The sequence below is a fragment of the Levilactobacillus wangkuiensis genome (assembly GCF_016861605.1).
GTDB classification, from domain to species: Bacteria; Bacillota; Bacilli; order Lactobacillales; family Lactobacillaceae; genus Levilactobacillus; species Levilactobacillus wangkuiensis.
In genome coordinates this window covers 165773-191324 of record NZ_BOLM01000006.1, presented here as the reverse complement: position 1 = coordinate 191324, position 25552 = coordinate 165773, and the positions used below count along the sequence as shown (strand labels likewise).

Below are 25552 nucleotides of genomic sequence, written 5' to 3'. Positions count from 1 at the left end.
TGGGACATATCATTCTTCTCGCTTTCAATTGGTTTTCGTCGACTTGATTGTAGCACAGAGGTGGTATGCCTCTTTTTTATGCAAAAATGGTGTCGATGGATTTCTCCATCAACACCAAATATCATAGAACCAAAATTTTCCGCGACAGTCGCTCCCGGCGGCGGGGCCAGGTGCCCTGCTAGTGGGGACCGACTCCAGCCTGGGAAGCGGTCTTCCGTCTCGCTTTTAAGCCTGGAAGCCCGTCAGTCTCAAAAGTTGTCTCATGGCCTAAGCTGAGAAAATCGCTCAGCTAAAGCCATTGACACAGCTGGGCACCTAGCCCCGCCTCTGGTTGCTGTTGATGGTGGGCGTTTTTCTTGATAACACTTTGGCATACGGTGGGATTATCTTACGTGGGTTGTTAAATCGTGAATACGCTTAAGGTTGTCAGCTGGGATTGGAAAATTGTTAGAACACTGGTTGCGGGTCAACCCAGTCTAAGCCGCAGGGTGGGTGAAAATGAGCTCAGCCGTGGGAGTTATCTTAGCGACGGGCTTTGCCGCTTAGATAACTGCTATCTTTGAGACGTGTTCTTCGGCTCAAAGTAAGTTCGGAGACCGTTCTGTGGCTCCGGACGGGCGCCCACAGCGTCACGGCTCAGTTTAGAATGTGTAAGGTAAGTTTGGTTGGGCAGAAAAATACGAGATTGGCTATTAATGGGTTACCAGAGTGTAAGCCGTGAGGGCGGTAAAAATAGGCTCAGCCAGGGGATTCTCTAAGTGATTTTCTTAGAGAATGGTGACTTTGAAACGCGGGCTTTGCGGTTCAAAGCAAGGCCGAAGACCGCTCTACAGGCTTCGGGCGTCCTCCCCTTGCGTTCCAGCCTATTTTTGCCGCCCGGTAAGGCGTATGGCATCCGGGTATAACCTAATTAATATTAGTTACAAGGAAGCTGAAATGCGGTATGATTACGGTATTGAATTTTAAGGAGAGGTCGAATTGAATTTGCGAACGGATACAGCAGTAGCAGATGACCTGCGCATCAGCATTTTATCTAGTGGTAGCACGGGTAATGTGGCCTACGTGGAGAGCCCCAACGAACGCATCATGATTGATGCCGGGTTGAGCGGCAAGAAGATTGAAAAGTTGATGGGAGATATCAACCGGAACATGAACGACGTGAACGCGTTGTTGGTCACCCATGAACACTCGGATCACCGTCAGGCCGTGGGCATTTTGGCGCGGCGGTACGAGCAGCTGAACGTGTACGCCAACAAGGGTACTTGGGACGCCATGGATAGCAAAATTGGCAAGGTCGAGTTGGCCCAAAAGCACTTGTTTGCGCCGGATACGGTTCAAACGTTCGGGGACATTGACGTGGAGAGCTTCTCCGTGTCCCATGATGCCGCTGAACCCCAATTTTACGCGATTCATTACCACGGGAAGACGTTTGTCATTTTGACGGATACCGGCTACGTTTCCGAACACGTGGAAGGAGTGATCAAGGACGCCGACGCTTACTTACTGGAGTGTAACCATGACGTGGAAATGCTGCGGATGGGCGAGTACTCGTGGCCACTGAAGCAGCGCATCCTGGGCGACAAGGGTCACTTGTCAAATGAAGAGGGCGCTGACGCGTTGATGGACGTGCTGGGCAACCGGACCAAGAAAATCTATCTCGGCCACCGGAGCCTGCACAACAACATGCAGTCGCTGTGTCACCTGACCGTGGCCTCCATGATGGAGAACCGCGATTTCGGCGTCGGCCACGACTTCCAGTTGATCGATACCAATCCGGAAGAAGCTACGCCGCTGGTTGCGTTGTAAAGGAAATTGGTGAGTTGCGGGATTATTGGTTAGGGTTAACTGAAGCTAGTAAGAATAGCCCGACAGATTAACAGCAAGACCACGCAATGTCATAATCTGCGTAAGGTCGAACAAACCAACCAGTAATGCATAGAACCAAACCAACAACCAAACAAATAGCCACCTAATTTACCAAATAACGACGAACCAGGTCTAAGCTAGTGTTAGCCGATAGGGCGGGCAAAATGGACTCAGCCGTGGGAATGCTCTTAGTGGCGGGTCTTGCCGCTTAGAGCATTGGTATCTTTGAGACTCGGGTTATGAGGCTCAAAGTAAGCTGGAAGACCGCTTTGTGGCTTCCGGCGTCCGCCCACAGCGTCACGGTCCATTTTGACCGCCCGGCAAGGCGACCCAACACCGCTTATCCCAGGTTCTTCGTAAGATTTGGTAAACTTTAGGACTTCAGCACCGAATCATCGAAAAAAATTCATACTCACTCGTTAAGATGGATATAATTAAAAAACGACGGCCGGAGCGGCAACGCCCCTGGCCGATAAATGAGGAGGGTTCGCGCGTTAGCGCAATGTGATGGATAACAATAATAACAATAATCAATTTGAAAATAATGATCAAAACCAAGCAACTCCAACGCCCACTCCGGAACCGCGGAAACGGCAACGGGGCGGCCTGACCTTGACCAAGGTGGCCGTGACGGCACTGGTCGCCGGGCTGTTAGGTGGGGGTGCCGCTTACGGCGGAATCACCTACCTGAATAATAGTGGCATCAATGATACGGCGGTGCCAGCCGGCAGTAACAAGAGCGGCAACGCGTCGACGTCTAACGTGACGGTCAACGTGTCTAGCCAGTCCACCAAGGCCTTTAACCAGGTCAAGGGGGCCATGGTCTCCGTGATTAATTTACAAAAGCAAAACAGCAGTAGCAGTACGCTGGGTCAACTGTTTGGCGCCGAATCTTCTAGCTCGAATTCCAAGTCGAAATCCGAACTGGAAGAAGCGTCTGAAGGATCCGGGGTCGTTTACAAGAAGGATGGCAATACCGCCTACATCGTGACGAACAATCACGTGGTGTCCGGGTCTTCCGCTCTGCGCGTGGTGACCAGCTCGGGTAAGCAGCTGCAGGCAAAATTAGTCGGGAAGGATTCCGTCACCGACTTGGCTGTCTTAAAAGTCAACGGGTCTGATTTGAAGACCGTCGCTTCCTTTGGGAATTCCGATAAGATCAAGGTCGGTGAAACCGCCTTGGCCATCGGGTCACCGCTGGGTAGCCAGTACGCCACGTCGTTAACGGAAGGGATCATTTCTGCTAAGAAACGGACGATTGAAACCACGAACTCATCGGGGACCCAGACTGGGAACGCCACGGTTATCCAAACCGACGCGGCCATTAACCCTGGGAACTCTGGGGGTGCGCTGATTAACGTCGGCGGCCAAGTCGTTGGGATTACCTCTTCCAAGATTGCCAGCGATGCTGAAGGGACTAGCGTTGAGGGGATGGGCTTTGCCATTCCATCAAACGAAGTCGTCAACATCATCAATCAATTGGTCAAGAAGGGGAAAGTTGTGCGGCCAGCGTTAGGGATTACCTACGTGGACCTCGCCAACGTTTCCAGCGCCCAACAGAAGTCGATCCTGAAGCTGCCATCTAGTGTGGAGAGCGGGGTCGTTGTGATGAGCGCTAGCGCCGGGTCACCAGCGAAGAAGGCTGGCTTGGCTAAGTACGACGTGATCACGGCCATGGGCGGTCACCAAATTTCTGACCAGTCCACGTTGCGTGACATCCTCTACACCTACAAGTTGAACGATACGGTCTCGATGACGTATTACCACAATGGCAAGAAGAAGACGGCCAACGTCAAATTGACCGAGACGTCTTCTCAGTTGAGCTCCTCAACGTCAGCCAACTCAGAAAGCTAATTGAATCTGAAATGAAAGCGACCACCGGAATTTTCTGGTGGTCGCTTTTTGCGATGATAATAAAATTAATGAAAAACCGAAGTTTCCGACTGGCTTGGAGGAAATGAAAACGTGTCCGTCGGTCGGGAGCCCGAACGAAATAGGCGGAACGCCGGGAGGTAATTCAGGGGCAAAAATAAGCCTGTGGACAACTGTGGATAACTTGGGGGATAAATGGCATAATAGAACAGTGGAAAAGTTATGAACAGGGCCAGACCAGCAATGAAACCGGTGCAAAAGTTATCCACAGGCTGAGTGTAAGGCTGTGGATAGAAAAAGTTGTTCGCCCTTTTAGGGGTGACAAACCCAGTAACCATGCAGTTTGTAAGCGGATAGCCCGAACGGACGTTTTGTCTCAAAACGGTGGATAACTTATTTGATATTGACTTTTTAACAAAAAATAAATATGGGGGGGCGCCAACTAGAACCCCCCAATATCTAGGAAAACGGGTTGTGCACCTGTGGATAACTTTGTGGACAACCTGTGTACAGGAGGCTAATTATGAACATCAAATTTGTCGTCGTTGGTAAACTCAAGGAAAAGTATTTTAAACAGGGCATCGCGGAATACGCGAAGCGGTTGTCGCGCTTCTGTAAATTTTCAATTGTCGAGGTGCCCGATGAAAAGGCGCCAGAAAGTATGTCTCAGGCGGAGATGGACCAGGTCATGGCCGCGGAGGGTGAGCGCATCCTGAGTAAGATCAAGGACCGCGAATACGTCTACGCGCTGGCCATTCTGGGCAAGGAACGCTCATCGGAGGAGTTTGCCAAGGAGCTGAAGGACTTGACCACCTACGGCCACTCAGACATCACGTTCGTCATTGGGGGCTCACTGGGCCTCACACCGGCCGTCCTGAAGCGCGCCAATACCCAGATTTCATTCGGTCGGTTCACGTTGCCCCACCAGTTGATGCGGTTGGTGTTGACGGAGCAGGTTTACCGGGCGTTTATGATTAATGAGGGGTCTCCGTATCATAAGTGATGCGTTTTTTCTTGGGATTAATCGCTGAGTGGGGAGTTACGGGAGCCCGTATCATAAATGATTGCTTGATGCTTAGTGTAGTGGTATTTGAGGAAGGGATGGTTGTAATTGTTTGTCGTTTTTTCTTTAGCGACTGTGATAATAGTTATAAGTCTTTTCCTAATGAAAATTATTTCAAGTATTGTTTGTTTTAATAAATTAAATATATTAAAAATAAAAATGATCGGGGAAATATTGCTGTTCTTGGGAATAACATTGACGTTTGTTGTTAACACGAATATTCTGGGTGAATTTCAAAGTAACGGATTTGTTGTCGAGGAGTATTTAAAGGACATTGATATGCGGATTGACAGGCTAAGGTTGGATATGAGCTCGCACCATCATTTAGATGATTCTCAATCTGCGGTCAATACGATATATAGCTTAGAAAAGCAGGTTGAGTATAGCGATAAGCAAGTCAGAACGTCAAATACTATATCTGGAACAATAAGCTTTGTGGGAGCAGCCTTTGTGTTAGCTGGTAAATTTGGTGAAATAAAAGTAGAGGCTGATAGAGAAGGTAGAAATTAAAATAGTAGTTGGTAACTTATATAGATGAAGTTCACGAGTAAAATCACATCATGTAACGAGGCAGTTTTTTAGTTTGGTTTTGCCATGAAAATTTGTTCCACAGCTGAGATGGCTAAGCAAAAGTTGAAGGTGATCCAATGGACATAAATGTCAGAAAATTCAAAGCCAGCGATGCTGAAGCAGTAGCCAGTGTCGTGGCGAAAACTCTCCGGGAGTCAAACAGCAAGGATTACTCTCAAGAATACATTGAGAATGAAATTCGCCAAATGCCTGCTACCTTTTTTATTGATAAGGCAAAGCAAACCCACTTCTATGTTTTTTGTGATCAACAGAAAGTTATTGGGACTGGTGCTATTGGGTCATATTGGGGGAGCACCACAGAATTCAGTCTCTTTGATATCTTTGTCTTGCCAACGTACCAAGGACAGGGGATTGGTCATCTGATTATTGAGACGCTCGAGCAAGATACGTATTTTCAGCGAGCAAGACGGGTTGAAATACCGGCATCAATAACGGGACTCGAGTTCTACCAGCATATGGGTTATGACTTCAAAGATGGTCGTGATGTTGTTGATGAAGAGCGATTGTATCGTTTGGAGAAAGTTAGGTATTAGTGGCTGGTTAAAATCTGGCTTTATGCGGTTAAGAATGGTTAGATAAGATGTGGCTATTAAGAAATGGGAGTCTAGTATAGTAGTTAAAAAAGGGGGCGTAGAAGATGAAATCGTCTTCCACAGTCCCCTTTTTAATTTACCGGCGATGATACGTGTTGTACCACGTTTTGCTAACGCTGGGTGCAGGATTAAACTTAATGATTTTGTGACTCTTTATTTTAAAATAAACACTGCTTTGTTTGTAAAGGTATGTATATTCGTATCCACGGACTGTGTAGCTATGTTTGCCAGTCTTTTTGTAAGAGATATTTTTAAGGTAATAGGGCCCAGCAGAATAATAGTATAAGTGTGTTTTAGTAATATGAATTCTTTGGAGTGCATAGGACTCGTTCTTCATTTTCCATTTTCCGCGAATAGCTTTAGGTGTCCCCTTATGCCATGATGAAGCTTGAGCCGTTTGAATTGGTTCAATTAGTGGAGTAAATGCTGAAACTCCTAAAATGGTAGTCGCTATAAGGGTAACTAGTTTAACTTTTTTCATGGATAGTCCTCCTCTTTGATAGCCTTAGTATACAAGAGCTATCAGCTTATTCAAGTGAGCAGTCGCACGTACTTTTCCTTATGAATGACCCAATGAAAATGAATTATCCGTGCTTTCAAATATATATTATTACCATGAAGGCTTAGTGTATATGACGCTAAGCCTATTTTGTATACACAGGAGGATGTTGAATCATGAGTGAAAATGTCATTTATGACGCTCTGTTTCCAATTTATCAAGAATTAAGTGATCTGATTGGTGAGAAGAATATGCTGAAGGTTTATGGCTATTGGCGGGGGTCACAGTTTAGTTTGCCAATGCGATTGTATGACTCCAAGAAGTTGCGACCGATTCTTAAGCAATCAAGGGCTAGTAATAAGGATTTAGCCAGACTATATGAGTACTCAGAGCGTTGGATTCGAGATAATCGTCGGTAAGAAATACATGCAGAACGCAAGGAAAGTGTAAGTACCTTTGTAAGGACATTAAGGCGTTACGAAAAGAGTCAGAATCGACTAAAATCTCAATTGAGAGGTGGCGAGTTAATGGTTGAAGATGTTGAAATTAAGGCCTTACACCAATTTTACCGGAGTTTAAGTGAAGTCGTTGGCACTGAGGCTATGTTGCGTATCCATTCCCAATATAAGGGGACGCAACTAAGCATTCCTATCCATCTGTACGACCGTAGACTAGCCGCTCAGCTCGTGAGAGAGGAATTTAATGGTCACAATCAAATGGCATTGGCTCATAAGTATGGTTACTCACAAAAGTGGGTCTACAAGGTCTTGAAGCAGGGTGAAGACACTAACTCGAAGGAGGAATAAGTAATGGGATTTATTTTATTGATTGTTGTCATTGTGGGTGTCTGGGTTGCGCATAGTAAATTTGGTCTAGGTTGGGGTAAAATAGGAGCTGGGGTCGCGGCAGGATTCATTCTTTTGACGCGATGGGCATTTAGCCAAGACCATGAATGGAGTCAGAAAATAGATGCGCGTTTTAAACGGTTGAGTCAGCTGACCAATGAAGAGTTGAAACGGTACGCCAATGATTACACAAACTCTCCTGAAGAACGAAGCTCAGCGCTTAGGATGCTAAATAGGCGTCGTGAAGATGAAACTGGACCGTTCTGATTGTCTAAGTGCTGGGATTCAGTATTAATACTGATTAATCTGGAGGTAAGATGATGGGTAAATTTAGTAAGATAGCAGTCACTGTAATGACAGTACTCCTAGTGGGTGGAGCAGTTCCGACAACGGCTAGTGCTGCATATTGGCATAAAGGAACGCCGAAGGTACTGAGAGGACATTGGAAGAGTAAATCATTCAATTACAATGGAAATAAGGCTCATAATGGCTGGATTGTGGGTAAGAAGACTATTACTTCTGCATCAGAGAGTATGCCGGTTCAAGTTTGGAAGAACCTGAAATATAAGAAGGCTGGCAAAGGTACGTACAAGTTTAAAGGAACTTGCTACCAAGGTGTAACGAAAGTATCTAATCCACACATTAAGATGGTGAAGAAAAATAATCACCTAAAGTTCAAAATATCTTGGTCAAGTAGCTATTCTTATCTTGGCTGGTATCACAAGTAATAAATCAGCAATTATAGTTTTAGGGCCAACCGACTTTTCTAAGCAACGTCGGTTGGCCCTATTTTTGTGCAATGGATCATAAGAACATAATAGTAGTGATGGAGTGGTCATGGATTTGACAACGATGCCGCTCACATCACCGCACTGTCTCCAGCTAAATACCGCTCAAGCTTATGATCAATCACTTTTAGCTGTTCCTGCTTATCAGCAATCGCAGCGACGACTTGCTTACGCTGTTCGCGCATCAATTCAATTCGTTGCGGTAAGCTGCTATCGCCTTCACGTACCAAGGCCGTGTAGTGTTGCAATTCAACAATCGACATGCCAGCTTCTCGCAAATAATGCAGATTAGTTATCCAGTGTAGGTCTTCATCATTAAAGACTCGTTGATTATTTTCGTTGCGCTTTTCTGGTGGTAATAAGCCACACTCTAAATAGTACCGGACTGTTCGAATAGTAACATTAGCGGCTTTCGCAAATGCACCGATCCGCATCAATTTATTATTTGCCATTTCGACTTGACCTCCCGTTACGTTAGGCTGATATAGTAAATCCATCATAACAGAAAAGGAAGCTATGGATATGACTATCAAGACATTAATTACGGGTGCTGATCGCGGGATGGGCTATGAATTGGCCCTTGAACTTGGGTTGAAAGGCCAGTTTATCTATGTTGGTTCTAGGAATTTAGCTCGTGGCCAGGCCGCTGTTGCGCAGCTCGAGGCTGCTGGTGTCCAAGCTCAGGCGGTACAGTTAGACGTGACCGACCATGAGTCGATTGTTGCTGCGAAAATGAGTATCGCCAATTTAGATATTCTAATCAATAATGCGGGGATTGCCGTTGATCATGAGACTAAGCCGTCAGAGCTGTCGCTAGACGCAATTCGCCAAGATTTTAACGTGAATTATTTCGGCTTGATCGACGTCACGCAGGTCTTCTTACCACTTTTGAAGGCCGCGCCGGCTGGCCGGATTATCAATATCTCCAGTGCAGTGGGGTCTTTGACGCTGGCCAGCGATGCCAGCACCAGCATTCACAAGCTACAAGCATCTGGCTATCAGGCTTCTAAGTCAGCGGTCAATATGTTTACCATCAAACTCGCTGCGGAACTTGAGGGCACGCCTGTTACGGTAAACGCCGTCAATCCTGGTTGGGTAGACACCAGTTTTGGCGGTGGTGGCGGTAATCGGACCGTACAAGTGGGGGTGGCCCGGACTGTGGAATTGGCCACTTCTGATGCGTTAACTGATTCTGGCACGTTTTCGGATATCGATGGTATTGTGCCTTGGTAACCGGCTCAAAGCAAGTACGACAGGTTAACCAGATAAGGTCATCTCCAGAAGAGAAAAACCACTATTTTAGACAAGGTAGCTTAACAACTTCAAACCAGAGTCAATTGCCCCTGAATGAGTCCAGAGGCAATTGACCTTCTAGATAGAATGCCATATATTGAAAATTATGGAACGGGTATTAGGTGGATATAAAAATTAGGAGACGTGACTAAATGTCTGAAATTGCTGCACTAGAAATTTCAATCAAACTAAAGGATGTTAAACCGGCAGTCTCACGGAAGCTGATTGTTCCCGTGACAATTCGTTATGACCAGCTCCACGTGTTGTTGCAATTGGCCTTTGGCTGGACCAATTCCCATCTGTATAGTTTTCAAGCAAAGCATCAAGACCGAGAGTATGTTGGTTATGTGGACGATATGGCTATCGGGCGCGAACAAATCTTAGCCAGCCAAGCCTATGTCTATCCGGACTTGCAGCAGAACGAAATTTTGTACACGTATGATTTCGGCGAAAACTGGGAGCACGTGATTACCCTAAAGCGTGCTCTAACATTTGACGAGCTCCAAGGCGTTCAGGTGCCAAGCTGTACCTGGAGTCGGGGAGCCAATCGTGCTGAAGATGGGCAGGACGCAGAGGACGCACTGGAGTTCAATCGCCAAAGCTTGAATCAGGAACTTGCCCTGTGGTCTCGTGCGGGTGAGCAAATGATTCGGGCAGATGATTTGGGATTGATACCTAAGTTTTACTAGAAGGGTTAATCGGTTGAAATACTAGCTTCGATAATGGGCCTCAAGTCTTACCAATACATGGGTTATCTAAGTGTTGAAAGTCTCACGTGAATTTTAAAAAACGGCATGATTCCGAAATTCTATCGGAATCATGCCGTTTAGTGTTTCTGCCGTTTTTAGGGCCTACACGACTTGCATTTTTGCTAATCATTTTTGATGTAAGACACGTGCTTCTATGGGTGCAGAGTATGTTAAACTAAGATTGTTAGATAAAACGGTTTCATATAATACTTAGTTGAGTAGTTATTTGTATATCGTGATAATGAATGGAAATGCAGATGAACTCAGCTAATCCTAGGGAGGATGTAGTTCATGAAGCGAAGTGTGGTTGGTATTGCAGTAGCAGCAGGAGTAGCCTTTTTGGGTGTTCAGGTATTAGGAACGATGCCCGCGCTTCCTACGATTGGAACGGAGGTCGTTGCCCATGCGTCTGATGCAACAACGGTTGTTGATTCGCAAACAGCAGGAGACTCTGTGTTGGGGACCTGCCCGTGGACTTTGACGGCAGATGGGGTTTTGCATGTTGAAAGTGGCGAGTTACCGGAAGCTACAAAACCATATAGTAATTATGAGACACCTTTTTACGATATTCAGGTTCGAGAAGGTACAAACAACCATGCATTTAATACAATCTCATTTGATGGTAAAGTTACAACACCAAAAAATGCGTCATTTATGTTTGCCAATTTTTTAGACGAGGTACCACAGGTTAAAAATTGGAAAAATGTGAATACTAGCAATTCGACCAACTTTGCCTTTATGTTTTTGGCTAGTGGGCAGGACACGATTGATGTATCCAACTTTGATACAAGTAAGGCAACGGACATGCATGGTATGTTTAGCGGTACGCCTCTTGTTGAAGGCTACGAGAATCTGGATACAAGCCACGTGATCGATATGAGTAGCATGTTTGATAATTATGGTGACGCGGACAACCCGTCTTCTTTGGATTTGTCGAAATTTAATGTTAGCAACGTAACCGAGGCTGAATCAACTAATCAATTTGGGGAAGTCATAGATGGTTCAAGCGGGTTCTATAACATGTTTAATAATATCAAAGTTAAAAGTCTTAATCTTGGAGATTGGAACCCAAGTGTGCCCCTAACTAATATATTTGAGGATTCTAATGCCTCCAAAGTAAGTAAGCTAACATTAAGTCCGCAGGATAACTTGACCGGTTCAGCATTATCTGAGTTGGATCCGGTTAATAATCCTGATCTGGCAGGCTACACTGGCAAATGGGAAAACAGTAACGATCAATACTTAAAACCTGATAATCCAAGTAAAACTACGTACACGTCGGCCGAGTTGATTAGCAAATACAATGGGAGCACCGCGCCAGCTGGAAATCAAACGTACCAATGGGAACCCGAAGTAACGCCAGGAAACCCCATTACGATACATTACATTGATCAGGATGGCAAAACAATTCAACCTGACAGCCAACTTCCTGGGACTTTAGGAGATAACTATACGGTTAAGCCAGATGCTATCAAGGGCTATCAGTATGTCAGTGCGACTGAGGGATCACTGACGGGAACATATACGTCCGATCCGCAAGCGGTTACGCTGTCATATAAGGTAGCGCCCGTGACACCAGTTACGCCAGGCGGTAATGGCGGTACAAATAACGCAACAGGTGAGTCGTCAAACACAAATGATAGCTCATCAACCGGTGACCAAGGTCATGCCGTCGTAATTGCACAAAAGGACCGGGCAATTACGGCTGTTAAAAAGCTGGGGTTATACAGTACGCCAAACTTTAGTAAGAAGACGCGACAATTCTACTATGCTAAGCAGAAACGAACGTTGCGGCCCCAGTTTGTGATTACCGGTGTTGCGCAATCCAAGAACGGTGTCAAGCGCTACTTGGTTCGAGACGTGAATACCGGCTCCAAGCGATATGGCAAGACCGGTTATATTACGGCTAAGCAGGCATTTACGGTACATACGTATTACCAGCACAGTCCTAAACAAGTCAAAGTAATCTCGGGAACGAATGCCTATCGCGACAAAGCACTTAAGCAGCAAGTCAAGCATTTGAATCGGGGAACGGTATTGCGCGTTAAAAAGCTGGTTCGTTATCACTTAACGACGCGCTTGGTTCTCAATGATGGTAGTTTCATAACGAGTAATAAAACAAAGGTGATTGAAAAGTAACCGTTGCAGGTGAACTGAGAGTCATCGATTATAGGTAGGACAGTAAGACTAGGCAGACTTGAATCGTAAATTTCGATTCGAGCCTGCCTAGTCTTTTTATGTTAGCCAATCATAGAACCAAGAGGATACCCGCGGTCGTCAGAACTACGGCATTCTTTAAGTGTCGGCGGGGGTAATTAGCGAAATTGTTTAAAAATTGTCACAACAGTTTTAGTATGTAACACAACGACGGTATTAATAATATAATAAAATACATATGGTGTTCATAAGTTATTCACAAATCACTGATATTCTGAAATCACTCGAAAAAAGAAAACAGCTCGCAACCCACAGGGATAGGGAGGATCGCCTCATGAAAAAACTATTAGCAATTATTGCAGTGCTAGGATGTGTCCTAGGTTTGACCTCATACCTACGCATTCAAGCGCAGGATCGAAACGACATTATTGAAAAGGCAACCCTCCAAGACCAAACGGGGCGAGTTGTTAAAAAGCTGACTAGCCATCAGGTACAGGACCTGCAAGTGGCGCTGACCGTCAAGCTTCCCGCTGGGGAGACGATGGTGACGTTAGCCGACCAGGATAATGCCAAACTGATGACTGGGGAAATCACTGTAGATTCAAACCAGGAAGTTACGGCAATGGTTGCTCAGAAGCGCCAATTGATTTTCAAGAATGACCAAAGCCAGGATCAGACGGTAGATTTAGTTGTACCGGTGAAGGTCACGCCGGCACCACTCAGCAAAGGCTTACAATTGAAATTAAACGTTGCTGACCCAGACCAAGAATATGAATTAGAAAAGATTGCGGTTGTTTCTAAAGAAGCTGAAACGACAACCGAGGAAACTAAAGAAACAACGGGTGAAGCGGACGCAAAACTAGCAACAGACACGAATGACGACACCGAAAAGACTTCAGACAAAACGTCAGACACGAAGACGACAAAGAAGGAAAAGAAAACGACGAAGAAAGCAGTTAAACAATCAACAAAGAAAGCGACAACGTCAAAGGACAGTAAGACTAACAAGGATACACGGTCAAACCAGCAAACCACTGGCAATGCGCAGTCACAGAAGTCAGCGACGACTGACAGTGAAGAAGATGCAACGGAAGATGAAGCAGTTCGGGCACGTACGGCAACTAAAAAGCTAGCACCGCCGAATCCACCAGCGGGTGCGGACATCAAAATTAGCCGAGCACAAATCAGAATGGAAGATTGGTCAGACAAGATGATTATTGGTGGCACGCTTCCAGGTAGTGATGGCATCGAGGAATGGACAAAGGAATTGGATAAGGATGACATAGAATCCGCTGGTTACATGGGCATCGCTAAGACCAATTTCTTTGAGAAACGTTACCACTCTTCTTATCTCCAAAGAGGTGGAGGAGAAGTAGCTTACGCTGTCGCAATGGTTGGTAAGCCAACCTTAAAGAAAGAAGATAACATTGTCATTTATTACGATAACGTTGGAAAGTACACGACTGAAGCTGACGATGAAAACCTAAATCAGCAAATGGGCGTTATCGTAACAATTTCAAATATTGTTTACCATGAAAAAATTAAAGGCGCGGCGGGAGAAAGCAAAGCCTACATCGACTTTTCTAACAACTTCTATTCTGGTTTGGTCTACAACGGTATTGAGTCTTTCGATATCGACATGACGTTTACCAACTCGGATTGGAGTCGGGCACTTGAATTTCCTAAGGCAGTTAATAACAAGTACAAAAATTATTTCACGTTTGGCTCATTAAATGGTAGCACCGATAACAAGAATGAATGGGCCGGGACCAGGTCTAAGTTAAAGGGAGAGTTATCGCCCAATACAAAGGTTGTATATCGTGGCCATGGCTGGTACGAAGGTGTTGGTATCGGGCTTCCGAAAGATCACGATGACTACAAAGACGCCGATTGGGGCGATTACCTGGGCTCTGCTGATTATGAACGCGGAGCGGTTTCATTTCCAATGGTTGGGACAACGCAGCTGTTCAAGCTGAGAAGTCAGTTTGGCTTCACGTGGCAGTCCTTCTCTAGTGGCTTCCTGTTGCCACTGGAACAGCCCGAGCCACGCAAGACTGTTCACTCGAACAAAGAGATTGATCCAGAGAACAACGACCGGGATGGTGTGACAATCGACAGAGATGAGGATGACAGAGACTTTCTGTACTACACGATTTATCAACCAACTTACAATATTCCGAATGACTCTATTGCTAAACCTAACGCGATTACGATGTGGGATCAATTGCCTGCCGGCGTGACGGTTGAAGAAGCAAATATTAAACTTTTCAATACCAATGGCAAACCAGTTGAGGCGGAGCCAGGAGAAATTACCATTGATGATGGTAAGGTCACCTATAAGTTATCTAAAGAAGAAATTGAAGAATTGATTTTTGATGGTAACTCGTTTGCTATTCAAATGATGGTGAAGCTTGATTCTGACTTTGTTGGGACGTTGGAAAACGATGCTGAAATTGAATTTGATTCTGGCGAAGAACATCTAACATGGAAAAAGAAGACGAACAAAGTAGTTACGCACTACTTCAAGGGTGTTTACCAGTTCGAAAAGATTGATAGCACCACCAAAAAATCACTCGCCGGAGCTGAGTTTATCATTCAAGATAAAGAGGGTAACTACCTGAAGTTTGATACTAATGGTAAACGGACGGGTGAGGTTGCTGACAAAAATGAGGCAACCGTCCTGAAGGGCGACGACAACGGAAACTTTAAGATCACAGGTCTCAAGACGGGCACCTACACGTTGATTGAAACTAAGGCGCCAGACGGTTACACGATTGGCGAACCTACTGAATTTACGATTTCAAGTGATAAACAAACTGGGCCGATTGAATCCAAGCAAGTCGAAAACGACCCAGAATACAGCTTACCCATCACTGGAGGCCAAGGCATCATCTGGTTCATCATTGTTGGGCTCATGCTCACCCTATCGGCGCTCGCCATTTGGCGCACACACCCTAGAGGAGGATAACCATGAAAATGACAAAATTACGAAAGCTGGCGCTCGCGGCCTTTGCCGTTTGTGGCTTGGCACTGGGGGGACAAACAATCGCCCACGCTGCCGAGTCCGCAGCGCCGGAAAAAGTTACGATAAAATTGCACAAGATGGACAATGAAGCGGAAAAAGAAATTGAAAACACTGGGGATGAACTGGATTCACTGACCGGCGTTAGCGCCTATAATGCCGATCAGTATGGTCCGGTGACGTATCAGATCTATGATTTGACCGACTACCTTAAAGGTCAAAACATTGTCAGTGGCCAAACAAGTCACGTGGATTTTGAAGCAGCACGGGAAAAACTAGTTAACGAGATTACCAAAAGTCGGACGGAACCAGAAGCCGTGCTCAAAGCACAACGAGCCTTCGTGAAGAAAAATAAATTGCAGAGCATTGCGACAGAAACCTTAAGTGACAATAGCGGTATCCTGACGTTCTCAGACATCCAGAATAAGGGGTTCTATCTGATTTTGGAAACGAAGGCGCCGGTTAAGAATCTGAAGGCAATCTCCGCGCCCATGCTCATCAGTTTACCGCTGAATAACAAGAGCACGATTCACCTGTACCCCAAGAACCTGGTTGCCCGGGACGTCGACCCCACAATCCACAAGGTGGGCCTCGACCCGGAGAATCCAACGAGTGGAGAATATGTCCCATTAGGCGGCGTGAAATTTACGTTAGAAGAAGTAGGCAGTGATAAAGAACCACGACCGCTGACAACCGATGATAAGGGAAATATCGTCTTTGGCGAATTAGATGTTAGCACGGAGTATCGACTGACGGAGGTCTCAAACGAAAAGCAACCCTGGTATAAACAGACGCATACCAAGGATGACGTCCTATCATTGACCTTTACAGTTGATAAAAGAGGGTTTATCGACCCTGTAAAGATGGTCCCAAATGAAAATCACTTCACTATCAATAAGGACCAAATTGGTATTAAAAACGATTTAATTCTTGGTGGCGCTGAGTTCCAAAAAATCGACGCCAACAGCAAGCATGGCTTGGCTGGTGCGAAGTTTAAGGTCAACAAAATTGATAACGCGGGCAAGACTTTCTGGGCTAAATTCGACGGTCAAACTTTTGTAAAGTGGTTGACTGACGAAGGTGATGCTACTGAGTTAACGTCCGGCGAAGATGGAAAGTTCAATTTCACCGGTGTCCCTTACGCCTACGACCAACGAGATGGCGAAGTGATTTACAACCTGGTCGAAACGCAAGCGCCCGCTGGCTACGCACTACTAAAGGATGCCACGCCATTTGAAATCGGCGAGAGCACAGAGCTCCAAAAAATTAAGAACGAAAGCTACGCGCTGCCAACGACTGGTGGCATGGGCATCTGGCTCTTCCTGCTCATCGGGGCCCTCCTGATGGGTGGCGCTGGCTACCTGTACTACCGGCAAAAGCGTTCAGCATAAATTAGTTAACCACTTAGACAATTAAAGAAGGGAGGAACCCCCTCATGCGTAAATGGCTCATGATTTTACTATTCTGCGTTGGCCTGGGCCTGATTAGCTACCCAGCCGTGCGTAACCAAGTGACCGTTTGGCGTCAGCAGGGGGTTCTGGTGGCGTATAAGCGCCAGTTGCGGACGGCGAGTAAGACACAACGCAAAGTTCTCAAACAGGCCTTACAGCGGCAGGCAACGGACAATCAGACGACCGCCTATGACCCGTTCAAGAATGAAAATGGCAGCTTTATTGACACGACGCCCCTAGCGCTGGTGGCGATTCCCAAGATTGACGTGGAACTGCCGGTGTTTTCCGGCACGAGCGACCCCATTTTGCAGAAGTATGCCGGGTTGGTTCACGGCACGGATATCCCGCAAGGCAAGCGCAATCAGCACAGCCTGATCACGGCGCACCGGGGATTGACCAGCGCGAAACTTTTCACAGATCTGCCCCGGCTCCAACGCGGTGACCGGTTCTATTTGAAAAATGCCTACGGGCTGATGACGTATGAGGTCGCGACCATTCGGACCGTGAAGGCGGCCACCCGCCAACCGATTCTGCGGACGGCGAACCAGAATCAGGTCACGTTGATGACCTGCACGCCGTACATGATCAACACCCATCGGCTCCTGGTCACCGGCCAGCGGATTCCGAACGAGGCCCAGACGATTCCGCAAGGGAAAACGGTGTGGGACTGGTACAAAATCGTTCTACTGATTCTGGCGGCGCTGCTCGTCATCGGCGGCGCGTGGCTGGGTTACCGCCGCTACCGCCAAGCAAGGGAGGGAAGCTAAATGGCTACACGAAAACGACATGCCAAAAAGGGCGCCCTCTGGTTGCTGGCGATGTTTGTGATTGGGGCCGGGCTGATGTTGTTGGCCCTGACGCAGACCTTCTCGGTGGAGCAGCTGGGTGACGTGGCGAAACGAGAAATGACGGTCGCAAGCATCCAGCGCGCGACCCAGAAAGCGACCCAACAACCGGACGCGTTCAACTATGCGAAGACGGCACAGCTGAACCCCCTCACGGTAGGTGGCTACGGCTTGCGTGAGCTGACCGGCAGGAGCACGTATGGTGCGGTGGGCCAGGTTCGGGTTCCCGCGGTGGGGCTGGATTTGCCAATCGGCATCGGCGTCAGCAACTCGGTCCTGGTCCGGGGCGCGGGAACGCTTAAGGCCGACCAACGCATGGGCCAGGGGAATTACGCCTTGGCCGGGCACTACATGACGCCCCGGCGCCTCCTGTTCTCGCCCCTCGAGGGTGTGCGCAAGGGCAACGCCGTCTATCTGACGGATAAGCGCCAGGTCTACCACTACCGCGTGACTCGGGTCCGGGTGATCGACCGCCACCAGGTGAGCGTCATCAACGATGTCCCCGGTCAGAAATTAGTGACGCTGGTGACCTGTGCCTCGGCGAAACGCGGCGAACCCAAGCGGCTGGTGGTGCAGGGGAAACTGCAGTCGGTGAGAGCGGCGACAACGGCTTGAATGATCGTTAAATGGATACAGTAAAGGCCAGGCATGTGCCGGGCCTTTTTGAGGTGTATTGGGATTTTTGGTAATTAAGATAACCTTATTTGCCACCGTAAAAATTGATGACAGTCATATGCTTAGTGCTCTTGTAAACGGGATGGTTATATTTCTTCTTGGTTAGGAGCATGACCTTAGACGAGTTTTCGCTGACAACGGGCACATAGGCTAGAGCTGGGTGATGCTTGTACGTAACTGGGAGAACTTGCCCGCAGTAGAATTGTGAAGCTTTGAGATCTGAGCTAGGTTTTAGATTGATGGCGAAGTAGTACCAGCCTTTGAACGGTTTGCGCAAATCAACGTTAGGGTGGTTTTTCGCTTTACGCGACCACATCATTGATTTGGCATACTTGATGGTACGAATACCTTTAGTTGTCTTCACGGTGAAGGATTTCTTGTTAACGACTAGCTTCTTGGGGTGCTTATCTTGGGAAAGTTCAAACCCGTACCAGGTACCGCGCAAAGCCTTTGGTGCCGTGCGCAGACTGCGTTTCGTGCCAAAGGTCCAAACGGTTTCTGCGTTGGCCGAGGTCGTTGTGACCCCCAGGAGACCGGTGGTGGCGAGTAATACCAGCAGTACCTTAATATGTAAGTTTTTCAAAATGATTCCCCTCCTTAGTGGCTTTAGTATACGAAAGTTAAGTGCTTGTTTAAAATGCGGATTGCTGGGAAGTCTGCTTTGAGCTAGGAGATAAAGTTTGAGACAGAATAAATGGAAATAAGGATCTGCAGAAATATGGTTCGTCGTAACTTTTTAGCTAAACCCCCACCCAATTCATTGACTGTCACGTAACGTCATAGTTTAGTATGGCAGATAGTGAGTCGGTTATTGGGTTTGAAAGTGGGGTGGATGTGCCATGAAACAAGAATCATTATTTGCCGGTCGACCAGAGAATACGCCGTTGGCGAGTCGCGTGCGGCCCAAGGACTTGGACCAGTTCGTTGGGCAACAGCATTTGCTAGGACCGGGCAAGATTTTACGCGAAATTATTGAAAATGACCAAGTGTCGTCCATGATTTTCTGGGGGCCACCGGGTGTGGGGAAGACGACCCTGGCGGAGATCATTGCCCGCAAGACGAAGTCCAGTTTCCTGAGCTTCAGTGCAGTCGACAGTAGCATCAGTAAAATTAAAAAGATTATGAAACAGGCCGAGCTGGACCGCGAGATTGGCCAGCAGACCATGGTCTTCGTGGACGAAATCCACCGGTTTAACAAGGCCCAGCAGGATGCTTTTTTGCCGTACGTTGAACGCGGGAGCATCATTCTGATTGGCGCGACCACGGAGAACCCGTCGTTTGAAATCAACTCGGCTTTGCTCTCACGCTGCAAGGTGTTTGTGCTCAAGGCGTTGAAGCAAGCTGACATCGTCACGCTGATTGAAAATGCGCTCCACAACCCTGAAGGTTTTGGTAAACAGAAAATCAAGATTGGCGACGACGAGATTCAGGCCATCGCGAATTTTGCGGACGGGGATGCCCGGATGGCGCTGAACGTCCTGGAGATGGCCATTTTAAACGGCGACAAGGGCGAGCAGGCGACGACGGTTACCATGGCCGACCTGAGTCAATTGATCACGAAAAAGTTCGTGCTCTACGATAAAAATGGCGAAGAGCACTACAACATCATTTCCGCGCTCCACAAGTCGATGCGTAACAGTGATACCGATGCGGCCATTTACTGGCTGTCGCGGATGCTGGAGGGCGGCGAAGACCCGCTGTACATTGCGCGACGGTTGGTGCGCTTTGCCAGCGAGGACGTTGGGTTGGCGGATACCAATGCGCTTAACGTGGCCATCAATGTGTTCCAAGCCTGCCAGTTTCTGGGGATGCCCGAGTGTGACATTCACCTAGTGGAGGCGGTGACGTACCTGTCGCTGGCGCCGAAGTCCAACGCCATTTACAAGGCGCGGCTCGCGGCGGCCAAGGACGTGAAACAGACGGCCAATGATCCCGTGCCGCTCCAGATTCGCAACGCCCCAACTAAGCTGATGAAAGACTTAGGGTATGGCAAGGGTTACGAGCTGGCGCACTACGCCAAGGATAAATTGACGACGATGAAGACCATGCCGCCTTCCTTGGAAGGGCATGAATATTATTTGCCAACGAGTGAAGGTCATGAGCAGCGGTTCAAGGACCGGTTGGCGCAGATTAAAGCCTGGCATCAACAGAATGGGTAAACGAAAAGGGCGTTGCAGGATTTTCTGCAACGCCCTTTGTCATGGTTTAGACTAAAGTTTTCGTTTGACCAAAGTTCATGTCCATTGGCCGGATGAAGGACCAAGTGGAGTGGACCACTTTCCAGTCGTCACCCTCGCGTTCGTAGACTTCAATGCAGTTGTAGCGCATGTCGTTCAGCGAGGTCTTGGCGTACAGCTGGTAGGTCAAGACGGCCATATCGCGGTTGATCTGCACCCGGGGGTTCTCGAAGTCGTAGGAGTCAGCGAAGAGCTTGCCCTCAACGTGAGCCAGGACAAACTGCTTGATTTCGGCATAGGTGTCGACGCGGTGCGGCTTAGAGCTGTCGAAGTAGGAAAAGTTGGTCTGTGACCATAGGGTGAGGTAACCAGAGGTATCCCCCTTGAACCATTTGTCTAGGGCTCCCTTTTCCAGGTCGATAATTTTAGCGGTTAAGGTATCAGTTTCGTTTGTCATGAGCGGTCTCCTTTGTTTGTTCAAGATAAACTCAGTCTAAACTATGCCGTAACGTTACAGTCAAGGACGGAGAACCGAAATTGGAAAAATTAACGATTGATAATTGGTAAATAGGTGTACAATTTGAATCAATAATAGATTGAATAAAAGGGGGAGTCGCCCATGGTGTTTGTCGTGGTGCTTGTACTGATTCTGCTAGTCCTCGCTATCGTCTATGGCGTGCGTCACCGGCAATGGTGGCTGGTTATTCTGGTGGGGGTGGTCCTGCTGGCAATCGTGGTTTTTGCGATTGCGATGGAAATTGTGATTGTTGTTTTGGATGAATGAGTTTGGTTTTAAAATTAAATCCGTAATCAAATAGCCCCACTGCGTAGAAAAAACGCAGCGGGGCTATTCGTTCAACTGTAAATTACTTGGTTTCTTGTCCCAATTCCAACAACCGTTGGCGCAGGTCGTCATCGTAGGCCGTCAAGTACAGGCCGTACTTCCCGCGCTTCATCAACACGTTGAGGACGTTGGCGATGAAGTCCTTGTATTCGTCGCGTGAGAATTTCATATCCTTACGCTTCTTGAAAATTTCCTTGTGAGAATATTTTTCGGGGATAATGGTCATGGTATCGGTCGCTTTGTCGTAACCGAATGAGGGGCCGATGATCATGCCGACGTAGTTCAGGTCGAAGCCTTGCAGCGTGTAAATCGTGCCGACCTGGGTGATGGAGCCTTCCCGCTTGGCCCAGTGGGTCCGTTGCGGGTCCCATTCGTCCCAGGGCAGGCTGAACGAATCCATTTCCACGTTGTGGCGTCCGTCGATTCGAGGGAAACCAGAGGTGGCAACGACCCGGCTCATGCCGACTTCCTTGTTGCGCTTCTTGATATTTTCAAACAGCTCGCCCGCGGTGTCGAACATTTTAAATTCGAAGTCGCTGTTGTCGGGGAAGGGCTTCAGGGGCTTTTCAGCGGTCAAATCGTCCATCCAGTCGACCTGTTCGTCGCTGGCGACCATCCGGTATTGGAAGTTCATGTTAAATTGCTTGTGGGGATGATTGCCAATGGTCTTGTCGAGCAGTGGCCGGTCCCAGTACATCTTGGACTGGAAGACTTGGTCGAAATCGTAAACGACCACGACGACCTTGGCCAAAGCCATCAAGTCGGTTAACTGGTTTTGCCCGCGGTAGTGCGCGTAGGGTTCTGATTTGGAGTAAAGCAGATGGGCTTCATCCACGAAGATGATATCGTATTTTTTGTGATTCTTTTGCGCGTAGTTGATCAAAGAGGTTGGCCGGCGAATCTCACTAGCCTTCATGTTGGGGATGGATTCGGCCAGGTCCCGGTAGGCCTTGTACAGCTCGGGATGGTTGACCACCAGTGACGTCCGGTAGTGGCGGTCGGTCATGTACTGACGGACCAATTCCATCAAAACGACGGACTTCCCGGTCCCAGCCGCGCCTTCGATGACGGCAACGGAAGCCGTGTCGCCCTTCAGGCCTTGTTTGATGTAGTCGTTGATATTGGTGATGACAGTCTTCTGGTCGTCGGAAAGGTCATCGACGAAGAACTGTTCTTGTAAAATTTTATTCATACTGGAACTCCTTATGCCGTTATGGGATTTATGAAAGACATGTATTAGTATAGCAGTTATGTGAACGGATACCGTTAAATTTGCTGGTAAGCTGTCAAAAATGGAGGAATCGCGGGCTGGAAGAACGTTTCGCTATAGCGGCAAAGAAATTGATTGTGGTTGTGGGAGGGCTGCTGTATGCTTAGGTAGAAGTTAAATGAAAACCGAGTTTTGGTGATTTTCAAAGTGCGGTGTGACGGCGTTTGTTTAGTGTATTCCCCGCGGATGCGGGGGTGATCCTCAGATGAAGCCCTTAGCAGTGCTAAGTGGGCAGTATTCCCCGCGGATGCGGGGGTGATCCCTTGATGTAGCGGTCAAAGTTCTCTTCAATTTTGTATTCCCCGCGAATGTGGGGGTGAATCAAAAGGCCAGTCCTCACACAGAGAACTGGCCTTTTACAAACAAGATTAGTTGGATTGAGGGAAGAAAATAGCAGTCGGCATGTAGTAATGCGTGCCGTTTACCAGATAGCCGCAAGAGACGTGGACGCTGCTGGTTACGTCCTTATTACGCTCAGTGGTGTAAGTTGTCGTGTAAGTTGTATACTGGCGCTTAATCACTGTCAGATACTGAGCGCTACCAGACTTGCTGATACGCTTACCAATTGCACTAGGAACGGCTTGCTTGGTGTAGAGGTAGGTTTTTCCACTGCCTGAAGGGAGTGCAGCTTTGGTAACTTTGACGGAAGTCGTGGGTTTGGGGTCGACGCCTACGCTAAAGACATCAGTGTTAGCGTAGTACTCGAGATAACCATCACTGCTGACGTGAATGCGAGCGGCTTTAGCCGTGCTTTCGTCGTTAGCGTCTGGATACTTCAGTCCGGCAAAGAGGCTGCCATCCTGAGTCGCATTTAATCCAATGTTTTCTGGATAGGATTTTTGTGTACTGTAGTACCGGAGATACTGGGGAACTGAGACTTTTTTGAAATTAGTTTTTTTCATAACGATATTTCGCGTCGAGGTCTCATTTTTCCCAACATAGCTCTTTCGTAAATGGTAACTGAGCGAATTCATTTGAATGTCCATGATGCGTTTTCCGTTAAGCGTGGTGACACCGCTGATTTGAACGATGGTGCCTTTGAGAATAGTGAAGGCCTTTTTGTACTTGGTTTTAGCAAGAACAATTTTTTTCTTAGCTATCAAAAAATTCCCAGACTTGGCGTTGACGTAGCTGGTACTAGCCGCTGCTGTGACGCCACCGGTTAGGGCTAACCCGAGTCCAATTGCACCTATAGTAACTAGAATGTTCTTAAGTTTCATATGTAGCTCCTCCTAAAAGTGGCACCTTAACTACTCTAAGTATACGCTGTTGAGGTAAAAAAATCTGAGGTTAAACACTGAGAAATTGATGTTGGCTTAAAGTGGTTAAGGCTTTCGCTATAGCGGCAAAGAAATTGATTGTGGTTGGGGGAGGGCTGCTGTATGCTTGGAACACAAGTTAAATGAAAACCGGGTTGGGGTGATTTTTAAAGTGCGGTATGACGGCGTTTGCTTAGTGTATTCCCCGCGGATGCGGGGGTGATCCTATCTAAATTTAAATTACGAAAATATGGAAAGGGTATTCCCCGCGGATGCGGGGGTGATCCTTGAGGTGGTCGATGCGATGCGTCAGCTTGACCGTATTCCCCGCGGATGCGGGGGTGATCCTTCTTTTTAAAGGTGTAAGTCCATCTAACCTTAGTATTCCCCACGGATGTGGGGGCGATTAATTGTAAGTCCAATTATTTGAATTAATGTGTCATTCAAAAGTAAGAAAGCTAAGTATTTCTCTATTTGTAGAATATGAGTACGAAAATATTTTTACATTTCGACAGTTAACGTTGTGCTATAATTATGGCGTGAGTTGGTAAGTAACAATCATTTCTAGATGGAGGGATATACAATGAAAATTAAACATCTTGTAGCTGCTGTCGCAGTATGTTTTGGTGTTGCGGGGATGGCTACGACTATATCAGCTGCACAGCCAGCGCGTGCCGTGACTACTAGTAATAAGAATTTTCGAAAGTATAAAACCATGCCGAAAGCTTTGCGTGGTACTTGGCAAACCAAGGGATACACTAAATATCGTAAGGGAATCAAGTCTAATGCTACATACAAATTTAATAAGAACTCATATACACTAATCATGAAGTTTAAAGGTGGTAGCGTAAAGTCTAAGACCATTCACTTCCCCAAGAACCAAGTTGGTGGTATGTGGTATGAGAAGCAAAGAAAGGTTTACGACGTTTTTCCAGGCGGGAAGATGTCCGATGCCAAGAAGGCCTACGCATCATACTTAACGCTAAAGCCAGTCCGTCGTAATGGAAAACGAGCTCTGGCCCTTTACCCAATTGGTGGTACCAAGATGACTTATTTCTACCGAAAGTAGATTCTATCTATTAAGTAACCCATTGGAGGGGAAATCATGAAAATCAAGCATTTAGTACTGGCAGTAGTCTTAAGCCTAGGACTAGTTGGAGCTGTGACTTCAGTCTCTCAACCAGCCAGCGCCGCTACTAATAACGCCAAGAACTACAAGACGTACAAGTCCATTCCTAAGCCATTGTGGGGGACGTGGCGGACTAAGGGATATACCGAGTACAATGGCGAGAATAATAAAAAGGTGCGCTGGAGCTACTCGTTCAAAAAGCATACGTATTCACAGAAAGTGGATTTTCAAGGGAAGCGGAAGTCCAAGACCATTCACTTTCTAAAGAAAGAAATTCGTGACATTGACTACCGCTACAAGACCAAGCGATACGAGATTTATCCAACGGCGGTCAAGACGAAGAGTAAGCTTGCATATGCCTCTATCCTCTACTTGAAGCTAGTTCGTCATAATGGAAAAAAGGCGTTAGAGATGTATCCGCGAGTTGATAACCACACGACTTATCTCTATAAGCAATAGCATTTTTGATCAAGTAAAGGCCCAATCCACGCAGATGGATTGGGCCTTTGATGTACTTTAGGAGAATAGCTTACTTGTTTTTAGGTGCTAATTTCACTAGAATCA

26 protein-coding genes are annotated in these 25552 nt (G+C 47.1%); 20 read left to right on the top strand and 6 right to left on the bottom strand.

Annotated features, from left to right (window positions below; genetic code table 11):
• Window positions 1–978 precede the first annotated feature (978 nt).
• From JUF13_RS06585 to JUF13_RS06565, 5 genes are all read left to right on the top strand, one after another.
• Window positions 979–1806, top strand: coding sequence for an MBL fold metallo-hydrolase (locus JUF13_RS06585; protein ID WP_125764977.1), 828 nt, complete (start codon window positions 979–981; stop codon window positions 1804–1806).
• Window positions 1807–2373: 567 nt separating this feature from the next.
• Window positions 2374–3720 (top strand): S1C family serine protease, encoded by a 1347-nt coding sequence (locus JUF13_RS06580; RefSeq protein ID WP_203638658.1) that lies wholly within the window; start codon window positions 2374–2376, stop codon window positions 3718–3720.
• A 541-nt stretch (window positions 3721–4261) separates the two neighbouring features.
• Window positions 4262–4741, top strand: coding sequence for a 23S rRNA (pseudouridine(1915)-N(3))-methyltransferase RlmH (gene rlmH, locus JUF13_RS06575; protein ID WP_057878196.1), 480 nt, complete (start codon window positions 4262–4264; stop codon window positions 4739–4741).
• 162 nt (window positions 4742–4903) lie between these two features.
• Entirely contained in the window at window positions 4904–5311 is a 408-nt protein-coding gene (locus tag JUF13_RS06570) for a hypothetical protein (RefSeq protein WP_203638657.1), read from the top strand.
• A gap of 137 nt (window positions 5312–5448) precedes the next feature.
• Complete coding sequence (locus JUF13_RS06565) at window positions 5449–5925, top strand: GNAT family N-acetyltransferase (RefSeq protein ID WP_203638656.1); 477 nt, start codon at window positions 5449–5451, stop codon at window positions 5923–5925.
• A gap of 136 nt (window positions 5926–6061) precedes the next feature.
• Here the strand turns inward: JUF13_RS06565 and JUF13_RS06560 are convergent, their stop codons facing one another.
• Window positions 6062–6466 carry a hypothetical protein gene (locus JUF13_RS06560; protein ID WP_203638655.1) on the bottom strand — a complete coding sequence of 135 codons (405 nt, stop codon included), beginning with the start codon at window positions 6464–6466 and terminating at the stop codon, window positions 6062–6064.
• A 194-nt stretch (window positions 6467–6660) separates the two neighbouring features.
• Here JUF13_RS06560 and JUF13_RS06555 point away from each other — a divergent pair, with 194 nt between their 5' ends.
• From JUF13_RS06555 to JUF13_RS06540, 4 genes are all read left to right on the top strand, one after another.
• Complete coding sequence (locus tag JUF13_RS06555; protein WP_203638654.1) at window positions 6661–6903, top strand: hypothetical protein; 243 nt, start codon at window positions 6661–6663, stop codon at window positions 6901–6903.
• A 108-nt stretch (window positions 6904–7011) separates the two neighbouring features.
• Window positions 7012–7290 carry a Mor transcription activator family protein gene (locus tag JUF13_RS06550; protein ID WP_203638653.1) on the top strand — a complete coding sequence of 93 codons (279 nt, stop codon included), beginning with the start codon at window positions 7012–7014 and terminating at the stop codon, window positions 7288–7290.
• 3 nt (window positions 7291–7293) lie between these two features.
• Window positions 7294–7596, top strand: a complete 303-nt coding sequence (locus JUF13_RS06545) for a hypothetical protein (protein WP_203638652.1) — start codon at window positions 7294–7296, stop codon at window positions 7594–7596.
• 53 nt (window positions 7597–7649) lie between these two features.
• Complete coding sequence (locus tag JUF13_RS06540) at window positions 7650–8057, top strand: hypothetical protein (protein WP_203638650.1); 408 nt, start codon at window positions 7650–7652, stop codon at window positions 8055–8057.
• Window positions 8058–8188: 131 nt separating this feature from the next.
• On the opposite strand, the gene JUF13_RS06535 is transcribed toward JUF13_RS06540, so the two are convergent.
• Window positions 8189–8569 carry a MerR family transcriptional regulator gene (locus JUF13_RS06535; protein WP_203638648.1) on the bottom strand — a complete coding sequence of 127 codons (381 nt, stop codon included), beginning with the start codon at window positions 8567–8569 and terminating at the stop codon, window positions 8189–8191.
• Between the two features lie 70 nt (window positions 8570–8639).
• Here JUF13_RS06535 and JUF13_RS06530 point away from each other — a divergent pair, with 70 nt between their 5' ends.
• The 7 genes from JUF13_RS06530 (at window position 8640) to JUF13_RS06500 (ending at window position 18249) form a co-directional block, all read left to right on the top strand.
• A complete protein-coding gene (locus tag JUF13_RS06530) occupies window positions 8640–9350 on the top strand; it encodes an SDR family NAD(P)-dependent oxidoreductase (RefSeq protein ID WP_203638646.1) in 711 nt (236 codons plus the stop codon).
• 212 nt (window positions 9351–9562) lie between these two features.
• On the top strand, window positions 9563–10099 hold the full coding sequence (locus tag JUF13_RS06525) for a plasmid pRiA4b ORF-3 family protein (RefSeq protein ID WP_203638644.1): 537 nt from the start codon (window positions 9563–9565) through the stop codon (window positions 10097–10099).
• A gap of 351 nt (window positions 10100–10450) precedes the next feature.
• The gene (locus JUF13_RS06520) at window positions 10451–12298 is read left to right on the top strand and encodes a DUF5776 domain-containing protein (RefSeq protein WP_203638642.1); all 1848 of its coding nucleotides are present in this window, start codon (window positions 10451–10453) and stop codon (window positions 12296–12298) included.
• A 352-nt stretch (window positions 12299–12650) separates the two neighbouring features.
• Window positions 12651–15284 (top strand): SpaA isopeptide-forming pilin-related protein, encoded by a 2634-nt coding sequence (locus JUF13_RS06515; RefSeq protein ID WP_203638640.1) that lies wholly within the window; start codon window positions 12651–12653, stop codon window positions 15282–15284.
• Window positions 15285–15292: 8 nt separating this feature from the next.
• Window positions 15293–16729: a pilin N-terminal domain-containing protein gene (locus tag JUF13_RS06510; RefSeq protein ID WP_203638638.1), complete on the top strand. Its 1437-nt coding sequence runs from the start codon at window positions 15293–15295 to the stop codon at window positions 16727–16729.
• A gap of 44 nt (window positions 16730–16773) precedes the next feature.
• The gene (locus JUF13_RS06505) at window positions 16774–17556 is read left to right on the top strand and encodes a class C sortase (protein ID WP_203638636.1); all 783 of its coding nucleotides are present in this window, start codon (window positions 16774–16776) and stop codon (window positions 17554–17556) included.
• Complete coding sequence (locus tag JUF13_RS06500) at window positions 17557–18249, top strand: class A sortase (protein ID WP_203638634.1); 693 nt, start codon at window positions 17557–17559, stop codon at window positions 18247–18249.
• Window positions 18250–18334: 85 nt separating this feature from the next.
• Here JUF13_RS06500 and JUF13_RS06495 read toward each other — a convergent pair whose 3' ends face one another.
• Entirely contained in the window at window positions 18335–18892 is a 558-nt protein-coding gene (locus JUF13_RS06495) for a hypothetical protein (RefSeq protein ID WP_203638632.1), read from the bottom strand.
• A gap of 256 nt (window positions 18893–19148) precedes the next feature.
• Here JUF13_RS06495 and JUF13_RS06490 point away from each other — a divergent pair, with 256 nt between their 5' ends.
• Window positions 19149–20468: a replication-associated recombination protein A gene (locus JUF13_RS06490; RefSeq protein WP_203638630.1), complete on the top strand. Its 1320-nt coding sequence runs from the start codon at window positions 19149–19151 to the stop codon at window positions 20466–20468.
• 46 nt (window positions 20469–20514) lie between these two features.
• On the opposite strand, the gene JUF13_RS06485 is transcribed toward JUF13_RS06490, so the two are convergent.
• Window positions 20515–20943: a nuclear transport factor 2 family protein gene (locus tag JUF13_RS06485; protein ID WP_203638628.1), complete on the bottom strand. Its 429-nt coding sequence runs from the start codon at window positions 20941–20943 to the stop codon at window positions 20515–20517.
• A gap of 162 nt (window positions 20944–21105) precedes the next feature.
• Here JUF13_RS06485 and JUF13_RS06480 point away from each other — a divergent pair, with 162 nt between their 5' ends.
• The gene (locus JUF13_RS06480) at window positions 21106–21270 is read left to right on the top strand and encodes a hypothetical protein (protein ID WP_203638626.1); all 165 of its coding nucleotides are present in this window, start codon (window positions 21106–21108) and stop codon (window positions 21268–21270) included.
• 82 nt (window positions 21271–21352) lie between these two features.
• Here the strand turns inward: JUF13_RS06480 and JUF13_RS06475 are convergent, their stop codons facing one another.
• Window positions 21353–22522, bottom strand: coding sequence for a DUF2075 domain-containing protein (locus JUF13_RS06475; protein WP_203638624.1), 1170 nt, complete (start codon window positions 22520–22522; stop codon window positions 21353–21355).
• Between the two features lie 446 nt (window positions 22523–22968).
• A complete protein-coding gene (locus tag JUF13_RS06470) occupies window positions 22969–23820 on the bottom strand; it encodes a hypothetical protein (RefSeq protein ID WP_203638622.1) in 852 nt (283 codons plus the stop codon).
• Window positions 23821–24442: 622 nt separating this feature from the next.
• On the opposite strand from JUF13_RS06470, the gene JUF13_RS06465 reads away from it, so the two are divergent.
• A complete protein-coding gene (locus tag JUF13_RS06465; RefSeq protein ID WP_203638620.1) occupies window positions 24443–24928 on the top strand; it encodes a hypothetical protein in 486 nt (161 codons plus the stop codon).
• 36 nt (window positions 24929–24964) lie between these two features.
• The gene (locus tag JUF13_RS06460) at window positions 24965–25447 is read left to right on the top strand and encodes a hypothetical protein (protein ID WP_203638618.1); all 483 of its coding nucleotides are present in this window, start codon (window positions 24965–24967) and stop codon (window positions 25445–25447) included.
• Window positions 25448–25552: the final 105 nt, after the last annotated feature.

Excerpts from the sequence above, each read along its gene's own strand:
- JUF13_RS06580 (WP_203638658.1), top strand. The coding sequence starts at position 2,374 with ATGGATAACAATAATAACAATAATCAATTTGAAAATAATGATCAAAAC.
- rlmH (WP_057878196.1), top strand. The coding sequence starts at position 4,262 with ATGAACATCAAATTTGTCGTCGTTGGTAAACTCAAGGAAAAGTATTTT.
- JUF13_RS06570 (WP_203638657.1), top strand. The coding sequence starts at position 4,904 with ATGAAAATTATTTCAAGTATTGTTTGTTTTAATAAATTAAATATATTA.
- JUF13_RS06565 (WP_203638656.1), top strand. The coding sequence starts at position 5,449 with ATGGACATAAATGTCAGAAAATTCAAAGCCAGCGATGCTGAAGCAGTA.
- JUF13_RS06560 (WP_203638655.1), bottom strand. The coding sequence starts at position 6,466 with ATGAAAAAAGTTAAACTAGTTACCCTTATAGCGACTACCATTTTAGGA.
- JUF13_RS06555 (WP_203638654.1), top strand. The coding sequence starts at position 6,661 with ATGAGTGAAAATGTCATTTATGACGCTCTGTTTCCAATTTATCAAGAA.
- JUF13_RS06550 (WP_203638653.1), top strand. The coding sequence starts at position 7,012 with ATGGTTGAAGATGTTGAAATTAAGGCCTTACACCAATTTTACCGGAGT.
- JUF13_RS06545 (WP_203638652.1), top strand. The coding sequence starts at position 7,294 with ATGGGATTTATTTTATTGATTGTTGTCATTGTGGGTGTCTGGGTTGCG.
- JUF13_RS06540 (WP_203638650.1), top strand. The coding sequence starts at position 7,650 with ATGGGTAAATTTAGTAAGATAGCAGTCACTGTAATGACAGTACTCCTA.
- JUF13_RS06535 (WP_203638648.1), bottom strand. The coding sequence starts at position 8,569 with ATGGCAAATAATAAATTGATGCGGATCGGTGCATTTGCGAAAGCCGCT.
- JUF13_RS06530 (WP_203638646.1), top strand. The coding sequence starts at position 8,640 with ATGACTATCAAGACATTAATTACGGGTGCTGATCGCGGGATGGGCTAT.
- JUF13_RS06525 (WP_203638644.1), top strand. The coding sequence starts at position 9,563 with ATGTCTGAAATTGCTGCACTAGAAATTTCAATCAAACTAAAGGATGTT.
- JUF13_RS06520 (WP_203638642.1), top strand. The coding sequence starts at position 10,451 with ATGAAGCGAAGTGTGGTTGGTATTGCAGTAGCAGCAGGAGTAGCCTTT.
- JUF13_RS06515 (WP_203638640.1), top strand. The coding sequence starts at position 12,651 with ATGAAAAAACTATTAGCAATTATTGCAGTGCTAGGATGTGTCCTAGGT.
- JUF13_RS06510 (WP_203638638.1), top strand. The coding sequence starts at position 15,293 with ATGACAAAATTACGAAAGCTGGCGCTCGCGGCCTTTGCCGTTTGTGGC.
- JUF13_RS06505 (WP_203638636.1), top strand. The coding sequence starts at position 16,774 with ATGCGTAAATGGCTCATGATTTTACTATTCTGCGTTGGCCTGGGCCTG.
- JUF13_RS06500 (WP_203638634.1), top strand. The coding sequence starts at position 17,557 with ATGGCTACACGAAAACGACATGCCAAAAAGGGCGCCCTCTGGTTGCTG.
- JUF13_RS06490 (WP_203638630.1), top strand. The coding sequence starts at position 19,149 with ATGAAACAAGAATCATTATTTGCCGGTCGACCAGAGAATACGCCGTTG.
- JUF13_RS06485 (WP_203638628.1), bottom strand. The coding sequence starts at position 20,943 with ATGACAAACGAAACTGATACCTTAACCGCTAAAATTATCGACCTGGAA.
- JUF13_RS06480 (WP_203638626.1), top strand. The coding sequence starts at position 21,106 with ATGGTGTTTGTCGTGGTGCTTGTACTGATTCTGCTAGTCCTCGCTATC.
- JUF13_RS06475 (WP_203638624.1), bottom strand. The coding sequence starts at position 22,522 with ATGAATAAAATTTTACAAGAACAGTTCTTCGTCGATGACCTTTCCGAC.
- JUF13_RS06470 (WP_203638622.1), bottom strand. The coding sequence starts at position 23,820 with ATGAAACTTAAGAACATTCTAGTTACTATAGGTGCAATTGGACTCGGG.
- JUF13_RS06465 (WP_203638620.1), top strand. The coding sequence starts at position 24,443 with ATGAAAATTAAACATCTTGTAGCTGCTGTCGCAGTATGTTTTGGTGTT.
- JUF13_RS06460 (WP_203638618.1), top strand. The coding sequence starts at position 24,965 with ATGAAAATCAAGCATTTAGTACTGGCAGTAGTCTTAAGCCTAGGACTA.